The organism is Citrobacter sp. Cpo069, assembly GCF_030332785.1.
Taxonomy (GTDB): domain Bacteria; phylum Pseudomonadota; class Gammaproteobacteria; order Enterobacterales; family Enterobacteriaceae; genus Citrobacter; species Citrobacter portucalensis.
In genome coordinates this window covers 1-13,388 of sequence record NZ_JAOWHD010000022.1, presented here as the reverse complement: position 1 = coordinate 13,388, position 13,388 = coordinate 1, and the positions used below count along the sequence as shown (strand labels likewise).

The 13,388-nt window shown below is 47.5% G+C and carries 17 protein-coding genes; 5 read left to right on the top strand and 12 right to left on the bottom strand.

What is annotated here, in order from left to right:
- Window positions 1-203: 203 nt before the first annotated feature.
- The 4 genes from OGY08_RS00420 (at window position 204) to OGY08_RS00405 (ending at window position 1,837) form a co-directional block, all read left to right on the top strand.
- Window positions 204-659, top strand: a complete 456-nt coding sequence (locus OGY08_RS00420; RefSeq protein ID WP_039189667.1) for a hypothetical protein — start codon at window positions 204-206, stop codon at window positions 657-659.
- Window positions 631-936 carry a hypothetical protein gene (locus tag OGY08_RS00415; RefSeq protein WP_223152485.1) on the top strand — a complete coding sequence of 102 codons (306 nt, stop codon included), beginning with the start codon at window positions 631-633 and terminating at the stop codon, window positions 934-936. The genes OGY08_RS00420 and OGY08_RS00415 overlap by 29 nt, the downstream gene beginning before the upstream one ends.
- A gap of 25 nt (window positions 937-961) precedes the next feature.
- A complete protein-coding gene (locus OGY08_RS00410; protein WP_001100635.1) occupies window positions 962-1,255 on the top strand; it encodes a hypothetical protein in 294 nt (97 codons plus the stop codon).
- 177 nt (window positions 1,256-1,432) lie between these two features.
- Window positions 1,433-1,837, top strand: a complete 405-nt coding sequence (locus tag OGY08_RS00405) for an H-NS family histone-like protein (RefSeq protein ID WP_001287391.1) — start codon at window positions 1,433-1,435, stop codon at window positions 1,835-1,837.
- Window positions 1,838-2,443: 606 nt separating this feature from the next.
- Here the strand turns inward: OGY08_RS00405 and OGY08_RS00400 are convergent.
- The 12 genes from OGY08_RS00400 to OGY08_RS00345 all read right to left on the bottom strand — a co-directional run bounded on the left by OGY08_RS00400 (window position 2,444) and on the right by OGY08_RS00345 (window position 12,321).
- A complete protein-coding gene (locus OGY08_RS00400) occupies window positions 2,444-3,301 on the bottom strand; it encodes an HNH endonuclease signature motif containing protein (protein WP_000784387.1) in 858 nt (285 codons plus the stop codon).
- Window positions 3,302-3,316: 15 nt separating this feature from the next.
- The gene (locus OGY08_RS00395; protein ID WP_001224686.1) at window positions 3,317-3,625 is read right to left on the bottom strand and encodes a hypothetical protein; all 309 of its coding nucleotides are present in this window, start codon (window positions 3,623-3,625) and stop codon (window positions 3,317-3,319) included.
- 548 nt (window positions 3,626-4,173) lie between these two features.
- On the bottom strand, window positions 4,174-4,599 hold the full coding sequence (locus OGY08_RS00390; protein WP_000278471.1) for a hypothetical protein: 426 nt from the start codon (window positions 4,597-4,599) through the stop codon (window positions 4,174-4,176).
- Window positions 4,600-4,851: 252 nt separating this feature from the next.
- Window positions 4,852-5,667: an HNH endonuclease signature motif containing protein gene (locus OGY08_RS00385; protein WP_001641519.1), complete on the bottom strand. Its 816-nt coding sequence runs from the start codon at window positions 5,665-5,667 to the stop codon at window positions 4,852-4,854.
- A gap of 12 nt (window positions 5,668-5,679) precedes the next feature.
- Window positions 5,680-6,090, bottom strand: a complete 411-nt coding sequence (locus OGY08_RS00380) for a hypothetical protein (protein WP_000985909.1) — start codon at window positions 6,088-6,090, stop codon at window positions 5,680-5,682.
- 100 nt (window positions 6,091-6,190) lie between these two features.
- Complete coding sequence (locus OGY08_RS00375; RefSeq protein ID WP_000134171.1) at window positions 6,191-6,397, bottom strand: hypothetical protein; 207 nt, start codon at window positions 6,395-6,397, stop codon at window positions 6,191-6,193.
- A gap of 60 nt (window positions 6,398-6,457) precedes the next feature.
- On the bottom strand, window positions 6,458-7,783 hold the full coding sequence (locus tag OGY08_RS00370; RefSeq protein WP_000088044.1) for a type II toxin-antitoxin system HipA family toxin: 1,326 nt from the start codon (window positions 7,781-7,783) through the stop codon (window positions 6,458-6,460).
- A 4-nt stretch (window positions 7,784-7,787) separates the two neighbouring features.
- A complete protein-coding gene (locus tag OGY08_RS00365) occupies window positions 7,788-8,081 on the bottom strand; it encodes a helix-turn-helix transcriptional regulator (RefSeq protein WP_012477377.1) in 294 nt (97 codons plus the stop codon).
- 400 nt (window positions 8,082-8,481) lie between these two features.
- Window positions 8,482-9,870, bottom strand: coding sequence for a hypothetical protein (locus OGY08_RS00360; protein WP_000083579.1), 1,389 nt, complete (start codon window positions 9,868-9,870; stop codon window positions 8,482-8,484).
- Between the two features lie 4 nt (window positions 9,871-9,874).
- On the bottom strand, window positions 9,875-10,372 hold the full coding sequence (locus tag OGY08_RS00355; RefSeq protein WP_000340139.1) for a membrane protein: 498 nt from the start codon (window positions 10,370-10,372) through the stop codon (window positions 9,875-9,877).
- 202 nt (window positions 10,373-10,574) lie between these two features.
- Entirely contained in the window at window positions 10,575-11,231 is a 657-nt protein-coding gene (locus OGY08_RS00350; protein ID WP_000462754.1) for a trypsin-like serine protease, read from the bottom strand.
- Window positions 11,232-11,889: 658 nt separating this feature from the next.
- Window positions 11,890-12,321, bottom strand: a complete 432-nt coding sequence (locus OGY08_RS00345; protein ID WP_011152969.1) for a hypothetical protein — start codon at window positions 12,319-12,321, stop codon at window positions 11,890-11,892.
- Between the two features lie 310 nt (window positions 12,322-12,631).
- Between OGY08_RS00345 and OGY08_RS00340 the strand changes: the two genes are divergently transcribed.
- The gene (locus OGY08_RS00340) at window positions 12,632-13,336 is read left to right on the top strand and encodes an IS6-like element IS26 family transposase (RefSeq protein WP_001067855.1); all 705 of its coding nucleotides are present in this window, start codon (window positions 12,632-12,634) and stop codon (window positions 13,334-13,336) included.
- Window positions 13,337-13,388: the final 52 nt, after the last annotated feature.

The following is a 13,388-nucleotide window of genomic DNA, read 5'->3' as shown; positions in this document are numbered from 1 at the left end:
AAATCGGCCCAGATCCGCGAAATTTTAATCAGCGAGTCAGCTTGGGAAGAAATGACCTGCTTATTCGCACCTTCCCTAGAGTGCAATATGGTGTGCCTGAATATAAAACTGGCTCAATACATACTTAAAAGTGGTAGTCGTTAGAACTAGACTGTTAATGATACAATTCTCCTGTTATTTTATTTTTATAAAAGGTCTCAAATATGCTCAAAAACAGATTTTCTTTATTGTGTCTTGCTGTGGCATCGTCACTTACTCTTACTGCTTGCGATGTAGTTGATGCTGCCTATGACGAGACTTTAAATGATAATGCACCCGAAATTGTAATAGCTGGAGGATTCAAAATTGATATCCAAGGTAATGCAGTTCCGGTTGAGGGATATGATAATTGCTCTTTGAATACTCTTCAGGGAAGCGTTGATACGGATAAATCAAATTGTATTGTTCTGGATAGAACACGTAAAAAAGTACCGGTTCTAGTTCATTTGTCATCCGGTCCCGTCAAAGAAGAATGGAAGATCGAGCACCAGGTTGAAAAAAACAAATCCGGCAAAAATTTCATCCAAACTCGTATGATTAGACCTGACGGTAACTTTGTAGTGCCTGCATCCTCAGAACGAGGGATCTTTAGTGGCAAACATTACAGTCAAGCCAGCTAAGTCAAGTCTATCCGTTCAAACAGAAAAAGGTTTCTTAAAAATGACGTTATCCGCTGCATTGCAAGGCACTTTTAAAGAGATGAGGAAAGACAATACAGTAGGCATCACAGTTCAAACTTGTTCAGATATTTTTGACAGCAATGTTCCTCCGGCTTATGTTTTCTGGCTTTATCGTCTCAAAGCGGGAGAAACTTTGCCGCGCGGAAGGTTCTTCAGAAAAAGAAAGCCAATCATCAATGTTATGGCAGTTGTTCATGATGCTGCATTCGAAAAATAACTGCGCTATCAGGAAAGTTACTTTTATGAACGTAATTGCAGCTGGAATTTTTTGCTTTATTTTTTACCCTACAGCTTTCGCTTATGCTTGTTATAAAAAGAGATGGCTAGAGTGGATTTTTCTTACTTTAATTATAATTTTTGCTTCTGCCATTTCGATTCAACAATACAATGAAGCGAATTTTGTAAGTGAGTTAAATTACCCTATGTTTATCTCCGCCATATATGGCCTGTCACTGGCATGGTTTCCTTTTCCGATTGCTTATGTTGTTCTGCGCTTCCTTCTTGATGATTTACAGCATGAGTACCCTAAACAGTGAGCAGATTTTAAGACTCATGAACAACATCGAAAGCACGAAACAGTCTGCACAAGGAAGATAAGGAGTATTCTTAGCAAGATATCTTTGTACCTGAAGACATAAAGCTGGCATCTTTTTCCTTATAGAGTGTATTATGATTAAGTAAATCCTTATCAAAGAATTAGAAAGTGAGGTCGTATGTCTGAAGCACTCAAATCGTTAAACAATATTCGTACTCTTCGCGCCCAGGGCCGCGAGCTGCCTTTAGAAGTACTTGAGGAAATCCTCGAAAAGCTTAATGTCATTGTTGATGAGCGTCGTCAGGAAGAATCATCCAAAGCTGCCGAACTGCAAGCTCGTCAGGAGAAACTTGACGCCCTGCGTAAGTTAATGGAAGAAGATGGTATCAACCCGGAAGAGCTGCTTGGCTCATTCCAGGCCAAATCTACGGCTACCAAGAAAAGCCGTGAACCACGCCCGGCCAAATACTCATTTACTGATGAAAATGGCGAAACAAAAACGTGGACTGGACAGGGCCGTACCCCCAAAGCTCTGGCAGAACAAATTGCAGCCGGTAAAAGTCTTGATGATTTCCTGATCTAACTTTTGCCACCAGTTTTGATAGAGGCCACTTCGGTGGCCTTTTCTCATACGGAATCAATTTCAGGTACAGAACATATGAAAAATTCAGAACCTAAGAGCTGTGATCCCTATGTGGACAGTTTGATTAGAAATGCAGATGCAAAGGAAGCCAGGTCATTTCTCAAAATATTGAAGCCCTTACCATTCCTTATCGTTATCATCGCTGTATTCTTTTTTTGGGTATCGTTTTCCCGTTTATTATCCCAGGTCGCGTAAAACCTTTTTAAAGACTCTTCTTTACCAGATATGCTCCCTCACCGGGATGGTTTCAACCTCTTCAGTTTCCCATATTGGCAAAACCTTCAGGAAATAAGACGATACCCTCCACGCTTTCCATTAAAGCGGGATGACGACGCCCAGTTCTTACGACCAGACTCCACGTTTTCGATTAGGATGCCTTTGGGCCCTTCTAACGAGGCCACCTCAACAACTCGCACTTTCCGGATCAGTCTTGGATCCACTTCTTCCCAGATCTGGCCAACTGTAATATCTTTTTGGGTTTGCATTTAATCTCTCGCTGTCATTTAGTGAACAAGACTAATCCTCGCCGTGGTTCAGCTTATGGCTTTATTTACGCTGACGATCCTTAGCCTTAAATTTTTGCCATCGTATCCGAAGGTTTTCGATGTTAACCGGAACCTGCATGCGTGTCGTCTCTATCTCATTCCCATGCCATTTCAGGAGATCATCATCCAACTCCCGGGCCTCCCGGCTGAAGTAAATTTTCATAGTGTCAGGGTTTATGGCGCAATGGTCATTGTCGAACAGTGTATGGATATCACGGCGAAGTAAAATTCCGTTCGTTACGTCGGGAATGCCTTCTTCATGACGTGGCGTTAAGTGCGCGGCCTCAGTACGCCAGGGGGACCTTACGCCGGTGACAACACATCGCCCGTAGCAATTCAACCTAACATCCCGGGCGAAAGGACCTTGGTCAGGACTGGTGACAGAAGTACATTCCTGGCCCTCTTTGTAGATACGCTTCGGGAAGTCGATAGTGGTTTGAGCTGTTTGGGAAAGTGACACATACGTAACCCCTTTGTATCTCTTTATCCCACCATTAAAAGTGGTAGGAATCGAGCTGGTTATGGCCACCAGTTTCACATCGCCCATTTCGACGATCTTAAGGCTCTTATTAGCGGCTACATGTAACTGGATGAATTTACCTACGTACACATCATGGTTCTCATCTTGTCTTTCAACACACAGAACGACATGGTCGAAGGTTCTCTTGTCAGAGATTACCCAGTTGCCGGTTTTCACACGGCCTGCTTCACTCACCCCTGCGGTAAGATCGGGTATGAGCGTCCCCTGCATGCCGTCAGTTCGAATTGAAAGAATTTCACCCGATAAACCCAGCTCTGCAAGCTCACTAATAAACGGTCTTTTCATCCGGCTTACCGGTTTTGGCTTCGTCATTTTCATCTTTGCTGTAACACCTCAGTACCCCATTGCTCGTTCCTGGCGGGACAGCCGTTCATCAGCAGCCTGAAGACGCTCATCACGCCGCCGTGCTGCCAGAACCCGTCGTTCTGAAAAAGACATAGCCGCTACGTTTGGTACGCTGAGCTTACCGTCACCGGCACAAACGTCACAGCGAACATCAAATGCTCCGGCAAAATACTTTTCACGCATTTCTGGCTCCCACTCAGCCATTTCTGATTGGGTGAATCCATTTTCAAAGGCCGGGTTTTCCATGGTCCCGTGGCCTTCGCACTGGTGACAGATTATGTACTTAAATTTGCGCATGTAACGCTCCTGTATATGATGGATGAACCACTCTCGTTCAGGGTTATGGCGAAATGTTTATCGCCGCAGCGAGAGATTCAGTCTTGCTATCAATATTCCTGAAGGTTGTCCGCCTGATTTCAGGGAAAGCATTCATTCACTGGCCGGTTCTACCTTATTATTCATACAGATTAAAGTAGTTGTGCCTACTACTGCGGTCACCTTCCTTGACAAAGTAAGCAAAGTTTGAAAAATTTAACACCGACGAAAGGCCATACCTTCGTTAGTGTGCGAAAGCCGCTTGCGAGCGACGGAATAGGTGAAAGCTTTAGTCAGGGTTAATTACCCTGTCTGCGGTGATGGGATGGCTCAGGCGTATATCATCACTCCTTCCAAAGTCCGTACACACTCTTTCAGCCTTTGCAGAAATGCAGGGGCTGTTTCATATCAGACAAGCGCAATGAAATTTTCAAATGCTTTCCAGAAATTCAAAGGCCTTAAGCTTTATCTGTATCTTACGGTCCCCGCACGGAAAGTAACTTTCCTGAACAGGAACCGCCTTGCCAGCCTTAACTTTCTAAACGGTTAAAGTTACACCAGGCTGTAAATGGTGAAACAGTTTTTGAAGCCCATGAAACACCGCTGTCGGAAAGATAACTAGCCCCAAGACGTCTAACTTCTTTTTGATGTAGAGCTAATTCTTTCGGATCGGCAATATCTTCCACCACGCTCATCATGGCAATCTGAACTCCGGGAGATGCCATTTTATAAGCTGTCGAGCTTGCAACTGAATTTTTCAGGATTGCCAATCTTTCTTTTTCTGGTCGCCCGTTGTCAGACGTATTCGCGTACGTTGTACCCGCAACTAACAATGGAAGACTGGCGTTGGCACAGAACTGCATAACGCGTTTTTGCTGGAGCTGTAATTCAGTGGCTGCAAATGCTTTACTGCATCCGAGGATCCCGATAATCATCACTAATGCTGTTTTATACATAAAATTGAAACCGTCCTTATTGAACTTTAAATGTTGCGGTTAACACTGTGTGGAGATGTATGGACTGGATAATACCCACATGCCTGCGCCTGCCAGTATACCGGCTCAGGTATTAAACCTAAGAGATCTGGTGCACCGGATTTTACCTTTTCATTTCGGTTTTATCTTGAGCCTGGCTCTTGAGTTTAAATTTAAAGGTATGGCGCATGCAGGTTTCACTGACGGGTTTTCACACATCCCGGCTGTAACCCATCATTGTTCATGAGCCAGGCCCTGGTATCCTGCCCAGCGTACGGCCAGCCGCTCTAAGTCCAGATCGTACACCAGCGGTGTGATTTTACGGCCTTCAAACAGCTCGCCCAGCTCAATGCCTGGCTTAAAATGAACGGTCAGGGTGGCCGGATCTATGCCCATAAGATCGGCATCAAACAGAGCATGCATTGTTGGAGTCATCAGGATGCCATTAGACGGATTGTACCGGGTTCCATGTTCAATGTGTGCCGCATCCAGGACACCGCCATTAACCCAACCGGTTACCGCACAACGGCCCGCGAAATTCTCGATGAGCAGAGCTTTAAATTTACCCTGTGCCACGCCACTACGTTGCGTCACTACGCGCTCGCAGTGCTCACCCTGGATATCTACGTCAGGTTTCCGCTTTGGTTCGCTGGTGGCCGTCTCAGCTTGTTTTAGGGTGGAACGTGGATAGGCCAGGTTATATGCTGCGCCTGTGGTCATTTGCTCGATGACCGCAGGTGCATAACCTTCTGCTTCCAGCTTACGATATGCAGCCCGGTAGTCTCTTTGGGTTTTCAGCGGGTATATCTTTCCGCCTTTACCATCGAAAGCGATAAACCAGAAATCGTCCGTGCCAGTTTCCAGATTTCTGCAACGTTTCAGATGCCATCCGCCTTCTCTCGCCCAGATGGTACGGTTATTTCTGGCATTCGTTTTGTCATAACCGTTCTCGTCAAGCCAGCTATCAAAGCTGGTCAGCCCCAGATCCTGAACCTCCAGAGAAGGCACTCGAATGACCTGCAAGGTATGGCGGGGTCTTGGCTCTCTCATCTTGATCTCTTCCTAGCGCTGGTCTGGGAAATACGGATATTGCGGGCCATATTCATAGTCATGCGGGCCTGGCTCAACTTCCCAGAATGGACGGCCGCTAATTGTCTTTGGACCGCGCTCGTTTACGATGTCTTCTACATCCTGAATATTAAATGGCATCGTTGCCAGTAACAGCTGATCTTCGGGTGTCAGCGTCACAGTTGCACCGTCGATACGGCTGTAAAGGTCGGCAAACTGTTTACCTGCACCGTGCAACCGGTGCTCCGCTACACTTCTGATTGCGTGTAAGTCCAGCTCCGCCGCTTCCATGCGATCCACGTATAGTTTCATTTCTTTACGCAAAGCGCTCAGCTCACGGGCTTTAATAAACCCGCAGGCGTACCCACCCAGGGCGATAACTGCAATGATTGCTAAAATTGCCATTTTTTTCTCTCACGTGATTGCGGCCGTTACTCTAGTCTTAATGTGAAGTCTGGGAATTCGCTGGATGTTAAGTACGTTTTCATCCCCAGACTGACAGATGCTAAGGCGCGATCCCAACACTCCATTTGTAAGTATCAGGCCCATCTTCTCCGCTGGTGGCATCTGCTACAATCTGTGCATAACGTTCTCCAGCAAGTTCTCTTACCATCTGATCCACGACCCATTGCAGATGATGCATTTCATCGGTTCCGCCGTAACGACAAGCCAACTCAATAGCCCGCTCTATTCTTTTTTGTTCTTCAGTCATACTGAATCCTCACGCTTACATCAGCTATTCTGAAAACATGCACACTATAAATTGCGGCTGTCATTTCTCAGCCAGGCGCCTGCATTGCTGCCTCATTCCATCAAAAATACTTTCCGCAAGCTGCTGGGGGAACTGGTCCGGAAGAAGCCCGCTAACACGTTCAATGACACCCGGGGTTCTGGCGATGATTTCCTCTATCATCGCCTCTGTCTGCTGTTTACTCAGGCCGGTTATCTCACCATGCCTGATCCAGTGGCGTCGTTGTATTCGATATATCTGGTAATAGTTGCTACTGCCACGTACGGCCATCGCCAGTTTGCACTTCTGCCAGGATATCTGATTGTTCCCATGACCGATCACCGGCCATGCCGACAACACATCATAGAGTGGTGTAAGGTGATAACGTCCCTGTGGCCCAATAGAAATACTGAAATTTTTAGCGTGGCCATCTGTTGCGGCCATCATCCAGAAAACTATCTGCGTCATAAAAAACTGCGCTTTGTCACGCTCAGCACGGTCTGAATTACTCAGAACTTCCATAATTTCCGATATACCTGGCCCGCCGTCCGCCTGATATTTTCGTAATGGCGAAATGCCCAGGGCCTGACACATATCCTCCTGGGGTAAACGAATGATCCATTGTCCGTTTCCTGACCATTTTCGGTCAAAACGTTCTACCACCAGCGCTTTCTGATCTTCAAAGTGAGCAATCTGCGTTCTTGCCACGGGGAGCCCGTACTGTTCGAGAAGTACCGAGCAGAGCCATTCATTTTCAACCGACGAGCGCATGTCGGCTTTCATGTTCCCCACAAGTCCGAGCGGTAGCTTGAATATATGCGTCGTTGGTGTATTACCCTCCGGCATACACCACCGATCTTCATGCCACAGTAGGGCTGTTTTCTCCTGAGCACCGGCAATAGATAAACGTAAGTCGTCGTTATCTTCTGGCCTGCCCGGTAGCAATGTCTCCGTGGTATTACGCAAAGTTGCCGCAATTTCTGATTCAGTAAGCGGGTGATACTTCACGGAATATAAATCTGTGGGTTCATCTCCGTCATGAAGCAGCTGTATCGCGCCCACGCAGTCTTTTCCCAGCTCCGTCAGAAGATCAAAAGGCTCCAGGCTATCGGCCTTGTAACGCATTGCCAGACGTCTGCGTATGCCTTCGCTGTCCGGGAGTAAATTATCAAAATAGTCACGTACCACATTTCCACGCCAGACCTGGTTCCCGGGAGTAAAAGGAAGGGACAATGACAGCGGCCTTCCCTGTTCGTCTGCACTCCAGTCAGGAAGGTATTGTAAGCTGTCTACCCCTTTACTTTTTTCCCAGTATCCGACTTTGATTCCGTTCATCCAGATTGCCAGACGCTGCTGTTTCCGGCTCATATCGTTACCATTTCTCCTGTCGTGCAGGTGAGTTTGATTTAAGCATTTCTTCCGTCTGCTTCCCCTCTGAAGAGGCGGTTGTCGAGGAGAAGCTGATTTTTACGCCCAGGATAGAAAACACCTTGAATAGCCGTTCAATGCTCGCACTGGCAGGGTTGGCTTCCAGACGTGAGTATGTCTGTTGAGTGACCCCTAACCTTTCGGACAGGTCTTTTTGCGTCAGGCCATTCGCCTTGCGAAAACCAATGAGCAAGGGACGCAACTGGTTGAGCGTGTTTAACGGGTAATCATTATTGATCATAAGCTGGCCTCAGTAGTTCCTCTGATACACCTTGTACGCTGTTTTCTAAACATACACCCTAAAAGCTGTAATATCAAATTAACAGCCTAAAAGCTGTTAAATAGAGAGTACAACCTTTAGGCTGTTACTAAGTGGCAGCATAAATCTTTATGAGGTTTGATATGAGAGAACTATCAATAATAAGCCGTTACGCTCGTACAGCATCCGGTAAGAGAGCTGACAGATCAGGATCATCGGTAAACGAGAAGCGGAGTATCTTATGGCCCTGTTGTGAGCTGTATAAATAACTACGAGCTACTCTCTGCCTCGGGGAGGAGGCAGAGAGAGTATTAAAAGCAAAGGCAGACATTTTTAGCAGCTGGTGGGCTATGGGGTTCCGGAGGTGCTCCGGTGAATGTTACTTGACTGGCAAGTTTCCTGCTCTGATGGTCAATGCCTCGATGCTGTCTATATTGTTCTGAAGCCGTTCCAGTTCTGCCTTTTCAATACCGGCCCAAAGCTTTAAGTGTCGCTGATAAAGGGACCACTTGAGTGAGTGAAAACCATTCCAGGCCAACCCCATCCAGGAGGCGTAATTCGCATTGAGAATATTGCCGGTGATATACATTTTACCTGCGTTAACAGCACTGGAAGTTCCATAACCCAGGGCAAGCATCATCCGGAAGCGTGGATTTAGCCGCAACGGCATGGTATCCAGTAAGGTCTCCCCAAAAGCTCCTTTTCCCAGCGATACCTGTTTCGCCACATAGAAAACCCGCATCAAAACTTCCATTATGCTCATCGGAATACTTGTCACGATAAACTGACGAAAGTCATACCCGTTGACATACATGTACTCTATTTGTTTGCCGAAGTTAGAACTCCCCACAGGGATCCCCTCAAGCATACGAAGTAGCCCCATAAAAGGAGCCGGTAACCCCATGCCACGGTTTCCTTTTGCTGAGGGGGCATTAACATCCGATGCCAGGTGTCCAAACATTCTGGCGATGAGCCTGAAAATATTGGTTTCGTCTGTAACGCCTTTACTGGAAGGATAAACCACGATCTGTCCATTCTGAACCACCGTACAGGTCCCGTTCAGCATATCCTTTATACCGAAAATAATGCCCAGTACGGGATCGTGTGACAAAGCTCTTAAGCGGTGATTTGTGGGAGACAAAACGCCACCGGCCGCACCCACTAAATCGCTGCTGATCGAACTGTCTGGTGCCCCTATAGGGAACAAATCTGAGAGTTTTGTACTCAGGTCCTCCGGCAAAATGGCATTGAAGGCTTTCTGCACCTGTTTATTGAAAATACCATCCACTTCTGCCGTAAAGCTCACCGTAGGTTTTGGCGGGGCTCTGACGCAAAGTAAATCCAGCATGGATGCTATGAGCCCGCATCCGCAGGCAATAGCATAATCCCAGGCGTCGAGTGCGTAGCGATCATTAAATTCTTTAATATGATTCTGGATCCGGGCATCTACAACAGCCAAGTCATCCGTGGAGAGTATTGTGGCCAGTCCAATATCACCGCATACACGCTGGTTAGCCTCGCTATATATAGTCTTGAGACCAGTAGAATGCATGGCAGTATCTGAAGGGGTCATTTCTCGCAGATGATGTTCTTTAAGCGCCAGATGCTCCGCTTCATCAAGTTCAGTGCCGCTGATTAGCCCGGTCAACTGTGCCTTAAGGCTCTCTATATCACTGTTAATTGTCTCGTGAGCGTTCGCGATATCCTGACCACGGAGCTGAATATAACGGATGGCCCTGAACTCATCATCATAAGGAGACTGACTCATGTGTTTACCTCACCGCGACCAGGCTACCTTTTGGAGCTTTCTTAGTAAGCATGTCGATTGTTGCCTTGATGCCAGCAATTTCTGCCTTAAAATATTCCGCATTCGACATCAACCTTTCCTGAACTTCGTAGAGCTTTTGGATGGCCTGACTAAGGGCGGCTGTCAGTTTCGCATTTTTTTTGTGTTTCACTATCGCGTACCCGCCAATCCCTAACACAGCTACAGGTGCGGCCAATACCGCAATGCCTGCAACCATACCGCCACCGACGATAGACCCTGCTGTAGCGAGCCCGGAGGTTATGCCTGCTGCTGACACTCCCGTTGTACCAAGCGTATAGAGAGCACCGAAGGAAGCCGCTGCGCCTACGCCTGACCCCGCCAAAGCTGCTGCGCCCTCAGTAATACCCGGGAACTTATTTTCAAGCGCCTGAAGAGCACTTGTAACTTCATCCATTGCCTTCTTGCGAATTTTTTCGAGCTCTTCAGTTTCGGTAGCGTCCATTACAGGCCTCGTATTCATAACTTGCTGTGTGATAGGTGAAAAAGAGCACCATAAAAGTGATGAAGAAATCATGACTTACTATTGTGGCACTTTCGAGTTCATGTTTGTCAGTTTCAATGCTGTTGCTGTTAGTAAGGGCAGACGCCATATCGGGCAGACCCAAAATAACTATCGTGCCAGCGTCATTTTGGAACTGACTTTGCTAAAAATCAGTAGCGGACTGAACAGACATGTGTGGATTTGAATCTGGGCAGGTTCCAGACATTATTCCAACCAGACTTCCAATGACAAAATGCTCGTCATTCTCGGAGACGACATAGGGTCCACCAGAGCAACCATCGGTGTTGAAATGTGCTATTACAAAGCGAGTTGTGAGATGTTGGGGAGAATGATTTGAGCAATTTAAAGGCCAAATGCCTGAAACTTCACCAGGGAATGTCGAAATTGTTGTCTCATTCATTGGATATCCGACACCCAATGTACCCATGCCAGCTGCGGGAGCCAGGACCTTAAAGTAACTACTTACAGGCTGTTGTATTCCAGCTGGTAATACGATTTCTGCACTGTCAACAAACGGAATGCCGTCTTTAAAGTCTGCCCTGTCATTAGCCTCATTGAGAATGAAATCGACTAGAACAGGCTCTTCGTTCACCAGTCCTTGATGGTTAAGAAATTTGACGTAAAGTTTAAGTGTATTGCTGACGGGATAAATTTTTCCAAGAGCATTGGTAACAACATGGGCTGCGGTGAGAATCTTTTGCTGCTGACCATTATCGAAACCAAACGCAGTTGCTTCGAGATGGCTACTAAAATGAGGATCATTGCTTACATAGATTTTACAAACGTAGTTTTCAAACATTATTTCCTCCTTTTGCCGGTACCTAATCAGTTACACGGCTGCATGTTATAAACAACTAAACTCGCTTCCTGATATTTGAGTTTGTATGTTTTGCCAGGCACCAGCTCACCTCTGAAACACGGTTAGTCTCCTCCATGACATGGTTATGGCGATGGTCAGAAACTGTTATCGACGAAAGGCTGGAATTCCTTTAATGGCATTATCCATTTCAAGTCGTATGTCCTGAACGGGAGCGTATATTTTTATGATTCCAGATCTTAACCCTGAAACATTCCCCGTATCAAAACTGACCCGTTACAGATAAGTCACCACCGGTGCTGTCGATTAATTTAGTGAATTGCATGTCCTCATCCCATAAAGGGTAGGGCCTACCCCCGGCATCGAGCAAACCTGACCACCCTGCCCTTATTAAGACCCCACATGCGGCAATGGTGCCCTGTCCACGCCGCCCGCGAACTTTGAGGAAATGGGGAGAAAATAAAAAGAAAACAAAAAGTTATCGGCTGAAGTACCGGCGCAGATCGGGAATCAGGCGAAGCCTGACAGCACGTTAGGGCCTGGCAGGGGGCTTGAGGGATGAGGACATGCAATTGTGATAACCTTCCCGCCACGGGGTCGGTTAAATTCGTATCCTGCCGGTGCAATTCCAACGGCCGCGTTACCAGTTCGCCGGGTAGCATGGCCAGCAAAGCCAGGCATCGAGCACCCGGGTTTCACTGACGGCCGCTGCATAGACGCCGGTATCCGGGAAGAAATAAACCGGGGTGGCGTTGTTCAGCTGGTCGCCTTCATCGGCCAGAGCGCCGATCACCTCATGAGGCTTAAGCAGCATATCCGTTAAATATTCATCCGGGTGGATGGCATTCAGCGATATGGCCATCTCCAGAAATTCATCCAGGGTATGGCGGGTACGATACCCCCGGAAAACCTCGTATGAAGGCGTGACGCATTCACCATCCAGGGAACAGGCATCGTAACCGGCCAGCTGCTCTTCGGTGAGTCCGGAGGCATGCTTTGCCACAAGATTCGTAAATTGCTCTTTATCGTCCATCACAATCCTTACGCTGTAGGGGCCTGTTTGTGTTATCACTGCTTCCGGTTTTTACTTCGCACAACCCGGCAGGTATCCGGTCGCCCGGGCGTCCTTTGCGGTCTTGTTCGCCCTTCGCCTGAATTACGTCAAATCCCTTTCACTACCCGGCCGCAGGGTGACACCTCCCCTTTTCTCCGGAAGCGAAAGAGGAAGAACAGTTTAACAGCCCGGATCCTCAATAATTTTCGCGTAACGGACTAAATAACCGGTTTATGCAGCTTCTGATAACCACAGACCGCGATAGGGCACTGTTGCAAATAGTCGGTGGTGATAAACTTATCATCCCCTTTTGCTGATGGAGCTGCACATGAACCCATTCAAAGGCCGGCATTTTCAGCGTGACATCATTCTGTGGGCCGTACGCTGGTACTGCAAATACGGCATCAGTTACCGTGAGCTGCAGGAGATGCTGGCTGAACGCGGAGTGAATGTCGATCACTCCACGATTTACCGCTGGGTTCAGCGTTATGCGCCTGAAATGGAAAAACGGCTGCGCTGGTACTGGCGTAACCCTTCCGATCTTTGCCCGTGGCACATGGATGAAACCTACGTGAAGGTCAATGGCCGCTGGGCGTATCTGTACCGGGCCGTCGACAGCCGGGGCCGCACTGTCGATTTTTATCTCTCCTCCCGTCGTAACAGCAAAGCTGCATACCGGTTTCTGGGTAAAATCCTCAACAACGTGAAGAAGTGGCAGATCCCGCGATTCATCAACACGGATAAAGCGCCCGCCTATGGTCGCGCGCTTGCTCTGCTCAAACGCGAAGGCCGGTGCCCGTCTGACGTTGAACACCGACAGATTAAGTACCGGAACAACGTGATTGAATGCGATCATGGCAAACTGAAACGGATAATCGGCGCCACGCTGGGATTTAAATCCATGAAGACGGCTTACGCCACCATCAAAGGTATTGAGGTGATGCGTGCACTACGCAAAGGCCAGGCCTCAGCATTTTATTATGGTGATCCCCTGGGCGAAATGCGCCTGGTAAGCAGAGTTTTTGAAATGTAAGGCCTTTGAATAAGACAAAAGGCTGCCTCATCGCTAACTTTGCAACAGTGCC